The sequence below is a fragment of the Desulfovibrio sp. JC022 genome (assembly GCF_010470665.1).
GTDB lineage: Bacteria > Desulfobacterota > Desulfovibrionia > Desulfovibrionales > Desulfovibrionaceae > Maridesulfovibrio.
Genome location: NZ_VOPZ01000004.1, coordinates 138,511 through 157,059, shown reverse-complemented (window position 1 = coordinate 157,059; position 18,549 = coordinate 138,511). Strand labels below are relative to the sequence as shown.

Sequence of the window (18,549 nt, the reverse complement as noted above, 5' to 3'; positions counted from 1 at the left end):
CGAATATCTTTAATTTGTTTAGCGCAAATTGCTTACCAAGAATTTTTCTGCATCATTTTGGATTTAAGTCCGCGGTTTTTGGCGATACTTATTTTCAGCCCGGAAACAGAAATGGTACCCTTTATGTTTAACTTGCCAAGCATTCGCGTAAAATCACGCTTTAGCTTTGCGGAATCGGCATTGGATTTATAGAAAAATTCATCATGACCTGATCTCGAACCTGAGTTTGGTTTGACCCGGTGAGCATCATATCCACTGAAAGTCCTGAACATGTCTTCCATGTCCATGACATCATATCTATTGAATCCATCGAAAACGATTACCCATTCCTGTAATCGTCCACCTTCAGCATCTACATATTGGATGATGCGCCCGGTCAAGACCTCACCGACTTCTTTTCCAAGGATATGTGCAGTGTCGGTGAGAGCTTCCTGTGAGCCATATTTATTGCTGATCGGTTTTGAAATCTGGGATTTAATATTGAAATTGCCCAATCGAGAGCCATCATAAACAGAGACAATGCGGCCTTCTACCCGTGGGGTAATTCTTGTGGAGTGAGTGTCGTTGTTAATGTTGGGGAAAATTGAAAATATGATTGCTATGTCGATCCCGAGTTTTTTTGCCTCCCGGATTAGCTCTGCGTCATCGCGTCTGATCTTTTTCCGAGTGGCGGATCCAGTGGAAAAAGCAGCTTCATCTTTTACATCAAATCCTTCGTTGAGAAGCGAATTAGAGATGGTATTGATAACTGCTTTGAAAGGCTGGGTTTCGCAGGATAAGCTTTCATGGCTGGAATCATCTCCCACGACCAAGAGGCGAGGTAAATCTGTGGCTGTAGCCGATGTAACTGAGGCTAATGCAAAATATAAAAAATAAATGACGGTAATAAATAACGAACGACACATATGAGAATCACCTCTTATAAATTATGTTAAACCGATGATTCTTTATCTAAAAAACATACTTATTACAAGCTAAGAGAAGCAATTTATGGAAACGTAATTTTTCACGCCACCATAGGCTTGTGGCCTTGTTTTTGGCGTAGACGCAGTGGTTTCCCAAACGGAAAAAGGACTTAAGAATTACTTCTTAAGTCCTTGAATCTTCTGGTAGGAACGAGCAGCTTTGAACTGCTGACCCCTTGCATGTCAAGCAAGTGCTCTACCCCTGAGCTACGCTCCTACTTTTTGATGCCGACTCGCTGTCGACGAAGAAGGTTCTACGTAAGAGGGGCTTCACTGTCAAGCAGGTTTTTTATGTTTTTGCATGATTGTGTTTCTTTTTTAGAATAATCAAATGGTTGGCACCTTGTTGTTTGCTGAATTGATGCTGTTTCATGGAAATATTTTAATCGAAATTCATTATTATCAGGAAGATATTTGCCTGTTTAGGCTTTTCTAAGGGGGTGCTCTCTGATAATAAGTTTTCTTATGAGTGGGCAGAGTGAAGAAAAAATTTATAAGATCGGGCAGGCGGCTAAGGCTGTCGGTTTGAAATCTTACGTGCTGCGATTCTGGGAAGGCGAATTTGAGCAGCTGGAGCCGATCCGTACCCCGTCCGGACAGCGTTTATATAATGAAGGGCACATTTCCTTGATCAGCCGGATAAAGACTCTTCTGCACGATGAGGGGTTGACCATTGAAGGTGCCCGCAAGCGTCTTGATTCCCCGGATGAGGAATCTGTCGAAATGGCGCAGGACTCATTTGCTCCCGCTCCTGATGCGGTCTCGCAATTGCCGCTGTTCAGTCATGAAGAGTTTGATTCTGGAGAGGATAAGGCCCTTTTAAGGGAAATTCGTACGGAATTGTTGGCGATCAAGGATTTACTGGGCTGATGCGCATTTTTCCAAAAACGAAAAGGGGAAGAATCAGTACTGATTCTTCCCCTTTTTATTTTGTTAGGGCAGCCTTTATTGCATGGGAAATTTTCGGGTATCCCTTGAGTGCAGATAGAGGCAGAAAGCCACAAATGACGCAATGAAACCGGGCAGCATAGGCTCCCATGGAATTTTATGGAAAACCGGGATGACCATGGATGCCCCGTAAAGGGTGGCAAAGCAGGCTATGAATGAGAGGTAAAATGACCTTGAAAGTGCCCCGGCTGCGGCAATGGCTATTCCGGTCCAGAATATTTTTTCCGGTACGATATGCGGATTCAGCGTATATACCTTCCATGAAATGAGCATGGTCCCGCCTGCAATGAGGGCTTCAAGGATGGGTGAGTATTTATTCTGGTCCAACAGGTACATGATTGAACGCGGCAGCAGGAAACAGGAATAGATACATAATCCCAGCGAGAGTGGGAAAATATAAAAGAAAGCCTCGGTCATATATGCCGGATTGGGGTCCGGGTTAAGCATATTGGGCAGGAATCCTTGATAATGGGCGTAAAAGAGAAAAGCACCGATGAGTACGGCAATGCTTGGCCATAGTATGGTTGCAGGCACTTTTCTATGCGGTTTGAGTTCAAATTTTTTTGCGATGACAAGGGGAATTATGGCTCCGAATACCGCCATGTGACCAAGGCAAAAATAGAGCAGAGGGGTATCACTCATCTTGCGGGCAAATCTGTACCCCACCATTTTGGGCCAGTTCGAATCTATTAGACTGTCCAGCATGCCGGGCAGTTTGACCATTGTCACCAGATATAATGTATAGGCGGCTATACTCGCCAAAAGAAGAGACCACTTATTTTTCATGAGCATTTTTTGCCTCATTCTCCGGTTCTTTGCAAATCATAATTGCACTGTTTGTGAGTGTGGGGATTCGCATCCTGAATAGAATCAGCTTTTTATATTTTTATAGTTTGATTTTATCAGAGGAGCAGATATATTTGAGGTGTGTATTTAATGATAATTGTTTTTCCGGGTCTGAATGACTTTTTTATAAACGCCGTCCATGGCAACGCTAAGCGGAGAGTTTAATAATGAGTAAGGCAGTTAAAATTATCGTAGCGTCGGTTTCGGCTCTGATTCTGATCGTGGGCGTAGCCATGGTGCTGGCCGTGGTATTGATTAATCCCAATGATTACAAAGGTGAAATTGCAGAGGCTGTGCGTGGCAAAACAGGGCGCGAGCTTGTTTTTGACGGAGATCTGGAACTATCTGTGTTTCCGTGGATCGGGGTTAAAACCGGAGGGATCGCACTTTCCAATGCGGTTGGTTTTTCCGAAAAGAATATGTTCAGTCTTAAATCAGCTGATGTTAGTTTGAAACTTTTACCGCTTATTACCGGTAAGGTTGAGCTTAAAAATGTTGATGTTGCCGATTTACAGCTGTTTCTGATGCGGAATAAAGATGGTCTCACCAACTGGGATGACCTTACCGGGGATAAAAAGAGTGAAGAGAAAAAAGATGAACCTTCCTCTTCCGGCAAGTCGGAATTGAATCTTTCGGTGGGCGGGGTAAATGTCCAGAATGCCCGCGTGGTCTGGGATGACCGTAAGGAAAATGTCCGTCAGTCTGTTGATGACTGCGATATCGTCATCGAAGGATTTGCGCCGGGCAGCCCTTTTAATTTTAATGTTCATGTTGCCCTTTCTTCCACCAAGCCTGAAATCAGTGCTGATATTAACACGTCCGGCGAGGCTTCAATTTCCGCAGACTTCAAACAATTGAGCGTGAAAGGGTTGAATGTTGTGGTGGATGCCGAAGGTAAAGCTGTTCCCGGTGGGAAGGGGCAGGTCAAGCTTTCCGGCGATGCCGCTGTTGATATGATTAAAGGTGCTGCCGATGTGGCCGGGCTGGTGCTGGAAGCATACGGCATGAAGGCGCAGGGGTCGCTTACTGCTGCCGGACTCAATTCCAAAGCTATGAGTTTTTCCGGTGATATGAGCATTCCCGGATTTAACTTGAAGGATACGCTTGATAAAATGGGTATGGGGCTGAAAACCGCAGACAGCAAGGCCCTGACTTCAGTGGGAATGAATTTTAACTATGCTGGCAGCAGCAAGTCTGTTGAGATAAAGGATTTGCAGGTTAATCTTGATGAAACCACCATCAAGGGCCTGTTTTCATTCGCCAATCCTGATCGACCCAATATTGTGGCCCAGTTGGGCATTGATAAAATTAATGTGGACAGCTACCTGCCTCCTGCGGAAGAAAAGAAGGCTGAAGCAAAAGACGAAAAGGCTGCTGAAAAGAAACCAGCCGAGGGCAAGCAGGAACTTATCCCGGTGGATATGCTGCGTAAACTGACCCTTAAAGCAGATTTGAACATAAAGCAGCTCATAGCCAAAAAGGCCAACATAACCGATGTGGTGGTCCGTGCCCGTGCCAAGAATGGAGTGCTGACCGTAAAGCCGGCATCGTTTAATCTTGCCAAGGGGGCTTTTACTTCCTCGGCTGTTGTGGATGTGCGTGGTAAGAGCCCGCTTATGTCCGTGACTGCGGGACTCAGCGGATTGGACGGCAAAGAGCTTGCTTTGCAGATGACCGGACAGGATAAATTCTCCGGTGAGATGAGTTTCAATACCGGCCTTAATACTCGTGGTAACGATATGAAAACCGTATACGCCAACCTTAACGGTAAGCTCGGTTTCAAGGTTATGAGCGGTTACGTATCCGGTTTTGACCTTCTTTATCTTGCCGGGGACGCTTTTTCCGTGCTGACCGGGGGAGCTTTCGGTCAGCGGGACAGCAAGCGTACCGAATTCGGTGAAGTTTCCGCTACAGCAGTCATTAAAAATGGTGTGGCTGATAACCGTGACCTGCTGATGCAATCTCCGCTGCTCAGAGCTGCCGGGGCCGGTAAGGTTGACCTGAATACCATGAAGATCGATTACGGTCTTGATACTAAGATTGTCGGGACTCTGGAAGGTCAGGGCGGTAAAGGTATGAAGGATCTCATAGGATTAACTGTTCCGGTTACTATCACAGGCGATGTTGCTGATCCTTCGGTTATGGTTGATCTGCCTCGCTTTGCGGCTGTTCTGGCAAAGTCCGGATTCAAAGTAGTAGGCAGCGTGATTGAAGGTGTTGGCGATGTCCTTGAAGGAATTGGTGATACTTTCAGTGGCAAGAAAAAGGCTGGTTCCGGTGATGAATCCAAGAAAAATCCGGTTCAGGAACTTGGTGGAGCGATCAAAAAGTTGTTTTAAGTCAATGTGATAGTTAGTATGTGGCGGGCCGTCTTTTATGTAAAGACGGCCTTTTTTTGTGTGCTGACAAGTTCTGCCAGAAAGTGTCTTTTTTATACTGTATTCTATATCTAGTTTTGAATATGTATATGGAGTTTTATAGATGAGGGAAAATGTACTCTATGATGTTCTGGTCCGCGAGATGAGTTATGTTAAATCCGGTATAAAGTGCCCGGAAAAAGCAGCTCTGTGTGTAATGAGTGAGTTTGCGCATGAAAGTGTCTATGTCTCGACCAGGTTTTTGAAGCATGCCGGGTTGGCTGTAAAGGTGGCCCGGCTTAAGGATTACGGTGTGGAAACATGTGATATTGCCGAACGTCTGGGGATCAGCAAACGGCATGTGCGCAGGTTGTACGCGTCTATGAAGAATTAATAGGAGGAGAAGAAAAAAGGCAGGCAGTTTATATAAAACCGCCTGCCTTTAAATACTAATGACATAAATTAATAGGGATTCCAAAGGGCCTTAGGTCCTTTGGCCGCCGGAGGCGAAATCTCCTATCAAAACGCGAAGCGTATCAAATTTTGTCTTTATTTAGTCCAGTCAAGGATGACTTTTCCGGACTGGCCGCTGCGCATCACATCAAAACCTTTCTGAAAATCATCGATTTTGAAGTGGTGGGTGATAGCGGGGGTTACGTCAAGGCTGGACTGGAGCATGGAAGCCATTTTGTACCATGTCTCAAACATCTCACGTCCATAAATACCTTTGAGTTTCAATCCCTTGAACACTACCTGATTCCAGTCAATGGCGGTGTTGTCAGGCAGGATACCAAGCAGGGCGATGTTTCCGCCGTGGTTCATTTTATCCAGCATTTCACTGAACGCGGCGGGGGAGCCGGACATTTCAAGGCCTACGTCAAAACCTTCGGTCATGCCCAGTCCGTTCATCACATCTTCGAGCTTTTCCTTGCTGACGTTCACGGTGCGGGTCGCGCCCATTTTTCCGGCCAGTTCAAGGCGGTAGTCGTTGATGTCAGTGATGACAATGTGTCTTGCACCGGCATGGCGGGCAACAGCAACGGCCATCATGCCGATGGGACCTGCTCCGGTGATGAGTACGTCTTCACCCACGAGATCGAAGGAAAGGGCGGTGTGGACCGCGTTTCCAAGGGGGTCGAAGATGGACGCCATGTCATCGCTGATTGAGTCATCGACTTTGAATACGTTGACAGCGGGGACACAGACGTACTCGGCAAAACAGCCGGGGCGGTTTACGCCTACGCCGATGGTGTTGCGGCAGAGGTGGCGTTTACCGGCGCGGCAGTTACGGCAGTGTCCGCAGGTTACGTGTCCTTCAGCGGAAACACGGTCGCCAAGAGCGAGTCCCTGAACTTCGCCGCCCATCTTTTCGATGGTGCCGACAAATTCATGGCCCACGACCATGGGGACAGGAATGGTCTGCTGAGACCAGCTGTCCCAGTTGTAAATGTGGACATCTGTTCCGCAGATGGCGGTCTTTTTGACCTTGATAAGGACATCGTTATGACCGCATTCAGGAATCGGAACTTCTTCCATCCAGATGCCTTCTTCGGCCTTGCTTTTTACGAGGGCTTTCATTGTACTCATTGTATTGCGCCTTTTCTATTTGATGATCTCGAGTTCCCGGCCGACTTTAATAAATGCGTCAACCGCTCTGTTTACCTGCTCCGGAGTGTGTGCAGCTGACATCTGGGTCCTGATGCGGGCCTGTCCGCGCGGAACTACCGGGAAGCTGAATCCGATTACGTAGATGCCTTCCTTGAGCAGTCCTGCGGCCATTTTCTGGGCCAGAACAGCATCGCCGAGCATTACCGGAATAATCGGGTGGTTGCCGGGTACGAGGTCAAAACCGGCTTCTTCCATACGGGTGCGGAAGATTTTGCTGTTTTCATTGAGTCTTTCGCGTAGCTCAGGCTTTTCAGCAATCATATCCAGAACCGCAATGGAAGTGGAGGCGATAACCGGGGCAAGGGTGTTGGAAAAAAGATAGGGGCGTGATCTCTGGCGCAGCCATTCGATGATTTCTTTGCGGCCGGAAGTGTAGCCGCCGGAAGCACCACCAAGGGCTTTACCAAGAGTTCCGGTGATTATGTCGACACGGTCCAGAACACCGCAGTATTCAGGGGTGCCGCGTCCGTTTTCACCGATAAAACCTACTGCGTGGGAATCGTCAACCATGACCAGTGCGCCGTACTTGTCAGCCAGGTCACAGACAGACTTGAGATCGGCGATGATGCCGTCCATGGAGAACACACCGTCGGTGACGATGAGCTTGTGGCGGCATCCTTCAGCTGCTTTAAGCTGTTCTTCAAGGTCAGCCATGTCGTTGTTTTTGTAACGGAAACGCTGGGCTTTGCAGAGGCGCACGCCGTCGATGATGGAGGCATGGTTGAGTGAGTCACTGATGACAGCATCTTCTTTACTGAGGATGGTTTCAAAAAGACCGCCGTTGGCATCAAAGCAGGAACTATAAAGAATGGTGTCTTCAGTTTTGAGAAAATCACTGATTTTCTCTTCCAGCTCCTTGTGTACATCCTGCGTTCCGCAAATGAAACGTACAGAAGAAAGTCCGAATCCGTATTTATCGAGAGCCTTTTTGCCTGTCTCGATGAGATCGGGGTTGTTAGCCAGTCCCAGATAGTTGTTGGCGCAGAAGTTGAGCACTTCCTGACCGCCCTCTACCGAAATAAGGGCTTGTTGCTGGGATGTTATGATTCTTTCATCTTTGTAAAGGCCGTTGGCTTTCAACTCTTCGGTCTGGGCTGAAAGTGCCTGAAGTAAATTATTTTTCATATACGTTTCTCCCGTCCAGAAATAATGTTGCTTCGTTTTATTTAAAGAACAACTATATAAATTCTGTCAAGCAAAATTTTAAGGATAAATTTTGCGTAAAATTTAAAATGCAGCCTGTTTTGATGAAAATATGTCTTTGAAATCAGATATTGACGGAATTGTTATTTTCCTCCTATGTATGTTTCGTTAAATGATAAAAAGTGAATTTATTTTAAGAAAAGGAGATTTCGCGTGAAAGAGCGTCCTTTGGTTCTTGATGAAGTTGATCGTAAAATTATTGAAGAATTGCAGCGCAATGGGCGTGAGTCGTACAAAAATATAGCTCGCAAGCTTGGAGTTTCCGATGGAACAGTGCGGCTGCGTACAGAGCGGATGATTAAAAATGATTATCTGAGAATTACTGCTTCTGTAAATCCGCTTTATTTTGAGAACAGCCTTATCGCCATGGTCGGTATTAACCTTGAGGAAAGGGCCAACCCTGAAGTTATGGAAAAGATGGCTAAAGTGCCCGGTGTTCAGTCTGTGATGAACGTGTCCGGAAGATTCGACCTCCTTGTTGAAGTTTTTGTTTCATCCCGAAATGCTTTCCGTCAGTTTCTGGTAGATGACCTGTCCAGTGTCGGCGGTGTAAAATCCACCGAAACTTTCATGTTTCTTGAAGCTGTCAACAAATGGGCTGAGCATAAGGAGTAGCACTGGCTGCTCCTTATTATGGTTTAAGAAATCTGATATTGCCTTTTTTGTAAGGATCAATCTTCAATTGCCCGTCCGGGCATATTCCCCGAAATGCAGGATCGCTACAGTCTATCTTTTTAGATGGTCTGTAACGGCGTTGCTGTATCAGCATGATTTTGCGCCTGCGTTTGCGGCGGAGCATCTCATCAACATCTTTAACGTGTTCACTCCAGCGTTTGTAGGCTCTGTAGGTCTTGCTGAGTTTTTCGTAGTCAACGGCCTCATCCTTGCGCCTGATTCCCAGCATGTTGAGTACCTTGCGGGCAAAAGTTTCTTTGGGTTTTATTTTGATTTTTACCTGTGATTTCTTGTGTTGCTCCCCGTGTTCGTCGGTTTCTTCGCCTTGTTTTTGTTTTTCCTTGAATTTGATGGCAGTGATGGTCAATTTAAGGTCCTTAATTCGGCGTGACCTCAGTTCTTCAGCATTTTTGCCGTTTTTTGAGAGAGGTTGATAATCAAGGGAAAGAAAAACATCCCGTCCGGTTTGGAGCATTACCAGATCATATACGGAAGCCATATTCATTTCAGCATAGGGTTGGTGGTAGAATAGTTCTTCTTCCACTTCCCGGATGTCGCGCTGTGTGTAGTCTAAACTGCCGTTACGATAGGCCTCAAGAACAGCTTTTAAGGCCGGAGAGGGGCTGACTTCTTCTGCCTTTAATGTTCTTCCGCCTGATTTGATAATGAGAAGGTCTTCCTCACTGACTGAGTAGTTAAATTTTGTAGTCGTTTTATTCGAATATTTCGGCAAGGTTCCGTTTTTTACTCTTTCTATAATTTCCTTAAGTTCAGTGGACGGTTTGATTTCATCGGCTTTCTGCGGGGTCACTTCCTCTTTGTTGGGGATAGGTGCCAGTCTGGGCAGCAGGACATTGGCGTCTGTGGTTTTCTTTTCTGCTCCTCTATGGAATTCTAAATTGATATTGCGGGCTGATTGCTCTTTGGGGCGTTGTGATGACAGAGCTGCTCCCGCAAGAGATGTGTTTAGCAACAGCAGTAAAATAAACAATGCCTGTGGCAGCAATGTTCTTTTTGCAGGATTTAAAGCTCCGGGCGTACCTTGCTGTGGGGCCATTTTTTATCCTTAAATGAAAATTATCGTTCCAGCTGTTTGTTGCATGAAAAAGGTGCCGGGGTTGTTTACAGCTAAATTTAATTCTTTTATTACAAAAGAATCTTTTATCCTTTAGCAATTTATGTCAATATACGCTAAAGAATACGTGTATAGAAATCATTTTCATTTGTTACTTTAGCTACACTTGCCCCGGTGGAGAATATGGTCAAGTTTTTTAGAATACGAAAAGGACAGGTCCTGCCATACAAGCTGCTTGTATACATTTTAATTTGCAGTTCCTTTTTTACGATTCTCGGCACCAGCGTGCAGCTCTATATGGAATATCGCAGCGATGTCGGTGAGATTCAGAAAGGATTCGGGCAGATTGAAAACAGTTACGTAAACACCATTGCAGCCAGTCTCTGGGATATTAATATCGACCATGTGAAAATTCAGCTTGAAGGAGCCATGAAGCTGCCCGGGATGCGCTATCTCGAAGTGGTGGAAATGTCTTTCGGATCGGTTGATCCGGTGGCTTTTATCGGCAAGGTTCCTGAAAGTGCCAATGTAATAGAACAAAATTTCCCATTGATTCATGTGATTGACGGCAAGAGTGTTGAAGTCGGGCAATTGCGCGCTGTAGCCGATCTGGATAATGTTTTTAAGAGGTTGCGACTGAGGGTTTTTGTGGTTTTGCTCACGCAGGCCGTGAAGACATTTCTGGTGGCCCTGTTTATTCTCATGATTATCCACTACATGGTTACCCGTCATTTGCAGACCATGGCCGAATATGCGCAGGACATGGATCTTAGCACGCTTGATCGGGAACTGGTTCTCAACCGACGTACAAAGCATTCCAAGCCGGATGAAATTGACCGTGTAGCTGAGGCATTTAATGAAATGCGGCTTAACCTGATCAGGGATATTGCTGAGCGTAAAAAGGCCGAGGAAGCTTTGCGCCAGTCCAATATGATTGTTGAGAAAAGTCCTATGGTCCTTTTCAAATGGAAGAATGAGCCTAACTGGCCTGTAGAGCTTGTCTCCCAGAATGTAAGCCAGTTGGGATTCAATGCGAATGACTTTATGTCCGGAAAAATAAAATACGGTGAAGTTGTTCATCCTGATGATATTGAAAGGGTTGAGTCTGAAGTCAGAGAATATGTTGAGTCCGGTGTGGACCATTTTAATCATGAGTACAGGGTAGTTGATCCGACAGGGCGATCCTATTGGATTGCCGATAGTACTGTGATTGTCAGGGACAGTGAAGGTGGTGTTTCTTCGTATCTTGGAATTACTTATGATTTTACTGAGAAGAAGGTTGCAGAAAATGAACTTGCCCGGTTGCGTAACCTGCTCAAGAACACCATCGACTCCATGCCAACCATGCTTGTCGGTGTGGATGAATCCTTACGCATCAACCAGTGGAATAGATCCGCTGAAGAAGAAACAGATTTGACCTACGAACAGGTGCGTGGAACGCAGTTGATGGATGTTTTTCCTCAGTTGAAGGATGAACGGGACTTGATCATGGATTCGGTTGAGAAACTTGAGGTCCGTGAAAAAAATAAAATTCCGTTTAATTCTGACGGGCACGTTCAGTACAAGAATATTAAAATTTATCCATTGCTTGAAAGCGAATCAGGACGTGGGGCAGTTGTGCTTATTGATGATGTGACCATGAAGTCCCGCCTTGAAGATATGATGATTCAGACAGAGAAGATGATGTCTGTGGGCGGATTGGCTGCGGGAATGGCTCATGAAATTAATAATCCGCTGGGAGCAGTTCTTTCAGGGGTCCAAGGAACGGAAAGAAGATTATCTCCGTCATTGAAGAAGAATGTTGAGGTGGCCTCTGAGTTGGGATTGGATTTGAATAAGGTCCATCAATATATGGATAGGCGGGGAATTCTCGGCTATCTGCGCGGTATAAGTGATGCCGGACGCAGGGCTGCCGTAATTGTCCGTAATATGCTTGAGTTCAGCCGCAAGAGTGAATCTTCCCGTATGCAGGTTCCGGTGAAAGGTATACTTGAAAAAGCCCTTAGCCTCGCGGAAAACGATTATGACCTTAAGAAAAAGTATGATTTCAAAGTCATCGAAATCCGCAGGGATTATGAACAGAGTCTGCCGGCTGTAAGCATCACCGAAACAGAGATTGAGCAGGTCTTTTTGAATATATTCAAAAATGCAGCTCAGGCCATGGCTGATAAGGAATTTGGTGCTGAACGTCCGACCCTGACCCTTAGAACCCGCAAGGATGGCGAGTTTGTGCGGGTTGAAGTGGAAGATAATGGTCCGGGAATGGATGAAGATGTTCGCAAAAGAGTTTTTGAGCCCTTCTACACCACTAAGCACGTGGGGCTTGGAACCGGGCTTGGCCTTTCGGTATCCTATTTTATTATTACCCGGAATCATGAAGGGGAATTCCTTGTGGAGTCTGAAAAGGGCAAAGGGTCAAAGTTCATAATAAGGCTGCCAGTCGGACCGCGTGCTGACAGTGTTTAATTGTTGTCATCTTATTGATAAAATTTGAAAAAAAAAGCCTTCTGTTTTTGCGGAAGGTTTTTTTGCAGGTGAAAATTGATTTATTAAGTTTATACTTCATTGTTTTTTGCAAATACCTTAAGGAATGCCCAACAGGAACGATAGTATATAATAGGTGGTGCTTACATTTATTTCGATGGAAACTATGGGAGGTTTCTTAAATGAGGTTAAACATTAAGAATAAGCTGATTCTGCTTATCCTGACAGCTGTGCTGCTCTGTGCAGGCGGTATGGCTTCTATTTCTTTTGTGAAGATGACTGATATGGCAAAGATTGCTTTTGGGGAGTCCTCGCTTAATGAATTGCAGCAAATAGATATGTATATATCTGAATTTATGCATGAGGCCGAGCTTAACGCGAAATTTCTGGCCGGTGAACCTGTTGTGATCAACTCTTTGGGGTCCAATCCTAATTTTGTCCAGGATTCATCCCTCGATGCGGTCAACCGGGAGAGGATGGACGATAAGGGAAAAGTGGCTTTCGATTTGATGAAAAGAATCGTAAAAAGTCATGACGCATATGACTTTGCCTTCTATGGTATGGAAGACGGTGGATTTAACATGTACCCCGAAGATGGCATGCCCAGTGGTTATGATCCAAGATCAAGACCATGGTATTCTGCGGCTCTTTCTGCATCCAAGGATACTTCAGTCAGTAAAGCTTACAAATCCACAACCGGAAAGGCAGTCAGTTCCGTTACCTCGAAAATTAGGGATAATGGTAGGGTTATCGGTGTAGTCGGCTTTGATATTAACCTTTCTACTCTTACCGACGTTGTTTCGGCTATTAAGATTGGGAAGACCGGGTATGTCATTCTGATGGAAGGTGACAATACGATTCTTTCTGATCCTATGAACAAGGATCATGCTTTCAAGAAAGCTGAAGAAGTAGGTGATTCCGGAATGGATGTATTGGCAGCCATGAAGGATGATTTCACTCAGGTTAATCTCGGGGGCGAGGATAAATTTGTGCGCGTATATACTTCTCCTGCTCTTGACTGGAAATTGGCGTTGTTGATTGATAGGTCCGAGATAATGGAAGGTGCCTACGACACTGTTAAGGATACTCTACTCATGGGTCTCGGTATTGCGTTGGTACTCTGTCTCTTTGGTTGGTTTGTGGCTAAAACTATTGCTACTCCTGTTCAAATGCTTGTTGTGGCGGCGCAGGCTGTCTCAAAGGGTGATTTTGATGCCATTCCCGATGAATCCCGCTTTTCTGGGGAGTTGCTTACTTTGCAACAGGCCCTGAAAGGTATGGTGGTTGATCTCGGGAAGTTGCTTAAATCCACAGAAGAGAAAAGTCTCGAAGCTGAAGAGCAGACCAAGCTGGCCAAGGAAGCTCTTGCGGATGCCGAAGAAGCACGCAGTGCTGCTGAAAGAGCCAAGCGTGAAGGTATGCTGCATGCTGCTGAGCAATTGGAGCAGATTGTAGATCAGGTTACCAGTGCTTCAACTGAGCTTTCCGCACAGATTGAGCAGTCCAGATCCGGTGCTGAGCTTCAGCGTGAGCGTTCTACTGAGGCTGCGACAGCCATGGAAGAAATGAACGCTTCTGTTTTTGAGGTTGCCCAGAATGCTTCACAGGCTGCCGAGAGTGCTGATGATGCCCGCAAGCAGGCTGAAGGCGGGGGCGGTATTGTAAATAATGTTATTTCAAGCATCGGTGAAGTTGATAAGGCCACCGGACAGATGTCGGACGGTCTTCACACCCTTGGGGAACGTGCTGAGGGGATCGGGAAGGTTATGAACGTGATTACCGATATTGCGGATCAGACCAACCTGCTGGCACTTAACGCAGCAATTGAGGCTGCCCGTGCAGGTGAGGCCGGACGCGGTTTTGCCGTTGTTGCGGATGAAGTCCGTAAACTGGCAGAAAAAACAATGGATGCAACCAAGGAAGTGGGGGATGCTGTTTCCGCCATTCAGTCCGGCACTCGCGACAGTATCAGCGATATGGAAAAAGCTTCCGGTATCGTTGAAAGGAGTACTACTTATGCATCTGAAGCCGGGGAGTCTCTGTCGTCCATAGTGAATATTGTTGAATCTACTGCTGATCAGGTCAGGGCCATTGCAACTGCTTCCGAAGAGCAGTCTGCCGCTTCTGAGGAAATCAACCGCAATACTGATGAGGTCAACCGTATTGCCGGTGAAACTTCTCAGGCCATGGAGCAGTCTTCTCAGGCGGTTCACGAATTGTCCCGTCTCTCTGAGGATCTCAAGAATGTTATTGATGATTTGAAAAATGTATAGACCGTAAATATAAAATTGATTCAAAAGCCGTTCTCTGTATGGAGAGCGGCTTTTTTATTTACTTATTTCAGGTCGACGCTGAAAATATAGATTGTTTCTGAACTCAAGAATATTGGAAATTGAAGTGATATGTTTTTGTAACATTGTGAGGCTGCAAAAGGTTGCGCTGCTCTACTTTGAGATATTAAGCAATGTGAAACTGTTGTATTAAATGATATGGTTTATAAATTTAAGTAGTATTATGTGGATGTTGGTTGTAATGCAGCTAAAGGTGTGCTTTGCTTGCTGTTAGTGTGTTTGTGGTGTGTCTTCTTTGGATAATATATTGTTAAGGTGCATACTTCCTCTCTTGATATTGTTTTGAAAAGTGGTTAGGTTCCGCTCTCAAAGATAGTGCATTTTTGAGGGGGAATGCAAAATCCGGCCTTTACTTGAGGGGGAAAACCTATGGTAGCCAGTGTTGGACTGAAAAGACGAGTTTTGCGTGATGATGTGGTAGAGCACATTGTTGGCTGTATTTTAAAAGGATACCTGAAGCCTGGAGATAAAATCGTTGAGACCAGAGTCTCGCGGGAATTGCAGGTAAGTCAGGGGGCTGTACGTGAGGCGATCAGGGATTTGACCGCCAGAGGTTTCGTTGAGACCGAACCTTATAAAGGGTCACGGGTGAAAGTCCTCTCCTCCGGTGAACTTTATGAGTATTATGCTGTTCGAAGCGAATTGGAGCCTTTGGCTCTGGGATGGGGATTTGAGCTGGACAGGATTGACGCTGAGGCCCTCATGTCTTCTGTTGAGAGTATGTTTGACGGAGTTGAGCATAAAGATATGACTGCTGTAGGGCAGGCTGATCTTGATTTTCACAGGACCATTATGGAATGCTCCGGAAATGGCTCACTTGTGCGTTCATGGGAAGCTCTTGCCAATGATTATTGGATGTTTACCCTTGCCAAGCAGCATGTTGAGAATGGTGTGGACCTGAGCGTGCACGCACAGGAACACAAGGATATTGTGGATGCTGTTAATGCCGGGGATCTTGAACTGATGAAAGATCGGTTGAAGAACCATTTTTCACTTTAAGCCCCTGAGCTTCTTTTCCGTGTTCAGCGCATTGCGGCGGCTATTTTTTGCTGCTGTCCCAGATATTTGTTGTGTCGGGTGGAGCGGATAAACGACTTTACTCCCTTCACCCCGTCTATGCTTGCGGCTATCTGCTTGGCATTAACGGCTTCATTGATACTGGCAACCCTGCCCATTAGCACCACATTACATTGTACTGATTTTACGGCGACGTTGGCACCCCATACGGAGTCATCGTTAAGTAATGCGCTTTTGACTGCCATCTGAATCATGTAGTCATCAGTCTTGTCACATGTGTTTTCTTTTTCTGCGAAAAGGTAGGTGGTGAGCGAGTTTACCTTTTTGTTTTTCTTGACGATTTTGCGGATAAGCTGAAAATCTTCCTTTTCATCATATTCACCAACAACATACACATGTCCGTTGTATGAATAGGTGCTCAGATCCATGATGTTGAGTTTCTTTTCATTGAGGATGTCAGATTGAATACTTGTTTCGAGCATTTCATCTTCAACTATAGTCTGGAAACCGCGTTCATCTGTGCTGATGGCGTAGGCTGTGTAGATTGACCCTACTGACGATGGAATCATCATAGGTCCGGGTAGTGGTGGTATGAGCACTGAAGCGGAGCAACCGCTCATGCAGGCTATGGCGAACAGGGCAAGGCAAATCTGTAGTTTCCGCATCTCGTCATCATCCTTGATTAGAGGTTCTGAGATCAGAAAAAGCAAAAGCTGTGCCGTTTTGTTTTAAACGTATTTAGTCTATGAAATTAAGTATGTTGTGGATTCTGTTTTTATATGTGTGTTTAGCCGTCGTAAGTTCCTGCCAATTTTTTGAAAGCTCTTTTTTCAGCTGCGGATGACTTTTAATGAAGTCTGTCTTTTCCGGGATTTGTTCAGGTGTTTTGAAGGTGCAGTATTGCAGCAAATCTTCCGGGAAAATGGAAAGCCCCGGTGTGTAATCGCTGAGCAGGAATCCCCCTGTGGTCCAGACATCGAAATTGCGCTGGGTCAGGCCGCAGGGCAGCAGCGGGCTGGTCATGTTCAGGCTGATTCCGGCACCGGCGTAGATTGAAGGCAGGGCTGTAAAATAATCCACCGGGGGACGCAGGTCCGCGTCAGGCAGGTATTGTGTCCAGCCCTCGTCGCCGAAGACCGTGAGTTTATTTCCGGCATTTTGGAGTGAAAGAATTCGCCAGATCAGCCCTGATTGTTCAGCCCTGAATCCTGTAGCTCGTACTTCGCGTCCTGGCCAGAATTTATCTAACCCATCTTTTGCGGCCCACCATTCAAAATTCGGTTTGATGTTATTCTCGATGGCTTGCAGGGCCGCTTTTTCGTCTTCAATGTTAAAACTACAACCTGAGAAAAAATTGTCCTTGGCCGGGAAGCTGGAGCGACCCACGAAAACTGTGCGTTCGCCAAGCTGCGGATATGGGCTGAGTTTAGCATTAAAAATAGCCGGATCGGTGGCAAGGGGCAGGTGTCGGACTTTTTTTGCCCCGTGTTTTTCAAGTGCGGGAATGAACCAGTGATCGGTGACCAGCAGCGGTACTTCCTGCCAATAATTTGATTTGATGCCGGATATGATGTGGAAAGGATTATCCACCATCCAGACAATAATTTTCACCCCGGCCTCGCGGAGCATGAAAAATGTTTCGCCCGCATTATCCAGTCCGTTGAAATTCACACTCAGGACAAGTTCCGGCAGGTCGCTGCTCAGCAGATTAAGCAGATCTTTGCGCATTGCATCCGGTTCGATAACCCTGTAAGAGAAGCCCTCGGCCTTGAAGGCCCGGCAGAGTTCCGGCAGCAGCAAGGAATTTTCGTCGCCGGGAATCCATACTGTTTTACTTCTTTTTTTGCGTCTGATTCCGGCGCGGGCTACGCTCAGCTTGGAGAGTCGCGGTTCCCAGAAAGAGGGAAACAGCCGTTTGCCCGGTGTGTATAGAATTATCCTGAAACCGGACAGGTCACCAGCTTCGTCTGCGCTGATTTGCTTAAATTGGGCCGGGGTTGTATACCCTTCGGGCAGTTGCGTCGAGAGTTCGGTGCATTCCATGTAATATAAAATTTTCGCCTGCGGGAATAGCTCCGCTGCCAAGGCCGGATTCGGGCCAAGACCGAGGAACAGGATTTCTCCCTCGCCGCCTAGGTCCTGAAAGTATCTTTCGCCTTCGGGCAGGGATTGCAGTTGGGCGGATTCGTTTTTTATGCGGATTCTTTCGGGGCGTTGCATTGCTTATCGATACTTGGCTTGCGGGCCGTAATAAGTTAATTTCCAGACACCTTATAACGCAGTCGGTCCTAAATGTCTTTGCTGGATCACTGCGAAACATAAATTCAGATTATGAAACAATATCGCGATCATTATTTTAAAAGGGCCAAAAAGGAAAACTATCCCGCCCGTTCCGTTTACAAACTTCAGGAACTGGACAAACGTTTCAAGGTTTTCGCAAAAGGCCAGAACGTTATGGATCTCGGGGCTGCTCCCGGTTCATGGACCCTTTTTGCCGCCAAGAAGGTTGGGGACAACGGACGTGTACTTGCAGTAGATATCCAGTCTACCGACACCGTCTTTCCTGATAACGCAACTTTTTTGCAGGCCGACGTATTCGAGGATTCCCCGGAACTTTTGGCTGCAATGGATAAGCAGTTGCCCTATGACCTGATCATCAGTGACATGGCTCCCAAGACTACCGGGGTAAAGTTTGCCGATCAGGCTAATTCTCTTGAGCTTTGCGAGCGTGCGCGTGACATCGTGCCCAGCAGACTTAAGGAAGGCGGTCATTTTATCGTTAAAATTTTCGACGGACCCGACGTTAAAGGGTATACCGATTCTCTGCGCAAGATGTTTTCCAAGGTAAAAAGATTCAAGCCGAAGAGTTGCAGAGAGGAAAGCAAAGAGTTCTTTATCGTAGGACTTGGCTTTCGTGGCATTGAAGGGTAAGAAGACTGGTTCTTCATACATATATAAAT

Annotated in this window: 15 protein-coding genes and 1 tRNA gene; 8 read left to right on the top strand and 8 right to left on the bottom strand. The window is 46.1% G+C overall.

Annotated features, from left to right (window positions below):
- Window positions 1–32 precede the first annotated feature (32 nt).
- On the bottom strand, window positions 33–905 hold the full coding sequence (locus tag FMS18_RS07765; RefSeq protein WP_163293182.1) for a hypothetical protein: 873 nt from the start codon (window positions 903–905) through the stop codon (window positions 33–35).
- A 202-nt stretch (window positions 906–1,107) separates the two neighbouring features.
- Window positions 1,108–1,182: transfer RNA gene (locus tag FMS18_RS07760), tRNA-Val, on the bottom strand.
- A gap of 248 nt (window positions 1,183–1,430) precedes the next feature.
- Here FMS18_RS07760 and FMS18_RS07755 point away from each other — a divergent pair.
- Window positions 1,431–1,835 carry a MerR family transcriptional regulator gene (locus FMS18_RS07755; protein ID WP_163293181.1) on the top strand — a complete coding sequence of 135 codons (405 nt, stop codon included), beginning with the start codon at window positions 1,431–1,433 and terminating at the stop codon, window positions 1,833–1,835.
- A gap of 75 nt (window positions 1,836–1,910) precedes the next feature.
- On the opposite strand, the gene FMS18_RS07750 is transcribed toward FMS18_RS07755, so the two are convergent.
- Window positions 1,911–2,705 carry a hypothetical protein gene (locus FMS18_RS07750; protein WP_239060983.1) on the bottom strand — a complete coding sequence of 265 codons (795 nt, stop codon included), beginning with the start codon at window positions 2,703–2,705 and terminating at the stop codon, window positions 1,911–1,913.
- Between the two features lie 221 nt (window positions 2,706–2,926).
- Here FMS18_RS07750 and FMS18_RS07745 point away from each other — a divergent pair, with 221 nt between their 5' ends.
- Window positions 2,927–5,098: an AsmA family protein gene (locus tag FMS18_RS07745; protein ID WP_163293180.1), complete on the top strand. Its 2,172-nt coding sequence runs from the start codon at window positions 2,927–2,929 to the stop codon at window positions 5,096–5,098.
- Window positions 5,099–5,240: 142 nt separating this feature from the next.
- Window positions 5,241–5,510, top strand: coding sequence for a hypothetical protein (locus tag FMS18_RS07740; protein ID WP_163293179.1), 270 nt, complete (start codon window positions 5,241–5,243; stop codon window positions 5,508–5,510).
- Window positions 5,511–5,665: 155 nt separating this feature from the next.
- Here the strand turns inward: FMS18_RS07740 and tdh are convergent, their stop codons facing one another.
- Together tdh and FMS18_RS07730 are read right to left on the bottom strand one after the other, a co-directional pair.
- Complete coding sequence (tdh, locus tag FMS18_RS07735; RefSeq protein ID WP_163293582.1) at window positions 5,666–6,694, bottom strand: L-threonine 3-dehydrogenase; 1,029 nt, start codon at window positions 6,692–6,694, stop codon at window positions 5,666–5,668.
- Between the two features lie 24 nt (window positions 6,695–6,718).
- The gene (locus FMS18_RS07730; protein ID WP_163293178.1) at window positions 6,719–7,909 is read right to left on the bottom strand and encodes a glycine C-acetyltransferase; all 1,191 of its coding nucleotides are present in this window, start codon (window positions 7,907–7,909) and stop codon (window positions 6,719–6,721) included.
- Between the two features lie 231 nt (window positions 7,910–8,140).
- On the opposite strand from FMS18_RS07730, the gene FMS18_RS07725 reads away from it, so the two are divergent.
- Window positions 8,141–8,602: an Lrp/AsnC family transcriptional regulator gene (locus FMS18_RS07725; protein ID WP_163293177.1), complete on the top strand. Its 462-nt coding sequence runs from the start codon at window positions 8,141–8,143 to the stop codon at window positions 8,600–8,602.
- A gap of 16 nt (window positions 8,603–8,618) precedes the next feature.
- Here the strand turns inward: FMS18_RS07725 and FMS18_RS07720 are convergent, their stop codons facing one another.
- Window positions 8,619–9,719: a hypothetical protein gene (locus FMS18_RS07720; RefSeq protein ID WP_163293176.1), complete on the bottom strand. Its 1,101-nt coding sequence runs from the start codon at window positions 9,717–9,719 to the stop codon at window positions 8,619–8,621.
- A 201-nt stretch (window positions 9,720–9,920) separates the two neighbouring features.
- Here FMS18_RS07720 and FMS18_RS07715 point away from each other — a divergent pair, with 201 nt between their 5' ends.
- The 3 genes from FMS18_RS07715 to FMS18_RS07705 all read left to right on the top strand — a co-directional run bounded on the left by FMS18_RS07715 (window position 9,921) and on the right by FMS18_RS07705 (window position 15,571).
- On the top strand, window positions 9,921–12,203 hold the full coding sequence (locus tag FMS18_RS07715; protein WP_163293175.1) for an ATP-binding protein: 2,283 nt from the start codon (window positions 9,921–9,923) through the stop codon (window positions 12,201–12,203).
- A gap of 200 nt (window positions 12,204–12,403) precedes the next feature.
- Window positions 12,404–14,494 (top strand): methyl-accepting chemotaxis protein, encoded by a 2,091-nt coding sequence (locus tag FMS18_RS07710; protein ID WP_163293174.1) that lies wholly within the window; start codon window positions 12,404–12,406, stop codon window positions 14,492–14,494.
- Window positions 14,495–14,941: 447 nt separating this feature from the next.
- Window positions 14,942–15,571, top strand: a complete 630-nt coding sequence (locus FMS18_RS07705) for a GntR family transcriptional regulator (RefSeq protein WP_163293173.1) — start codon at window positions 14,942–14,944, stop codon at window positions 15,569–15,571.
- Window positions 15,572–15,594: 23 nt separating this feature from the next.
- Here FMS18_RS07705 and FMS18_RS07700 read toward each other — a convergent pair whose 3' ends face one another.
- A complete protein-coding gene (locus FMS18_RS07700) occupies window positions 15,595–16,254 on the bottom strand; it encodes a BON domain-containing protein (RefSeq protein WP_239060981.1) in 660 nt (219 codons plus the stop codon).
- 73 nt (window positions 16,255–16,327) lie between these two features.
- Complete coding sequence (locus FMS18_RS07695; RefSeq protein ID WP_163293172.1) at window positions 16,328–17,809, bottom strand: glycosyltransferase; 1,482 nt, start codon at window positions 17,807–17,809, stop codon at window positions 16,328–16,330.
- Window positions 17,810–17,920: 111 nt separating this feature from the next.
- Here FMS18_RS07695 and FMS18_RS07690 point away from each other — a divergent pair, with 111 nt between their 5' ends.
- Window positions 17,921–18,520 (top strand): RlmE family RNA methyltransferase, encoded by a 600-nt coding sequence (locus FMS18_RS07690; protein WP_163293171.1) that lies wholly within the window; start codon window positions 17,921–17,923, stop codon window positions 18,518–18,520.
- Window positions 18,521–18,549: the final 29 nt, after the last annotated feature.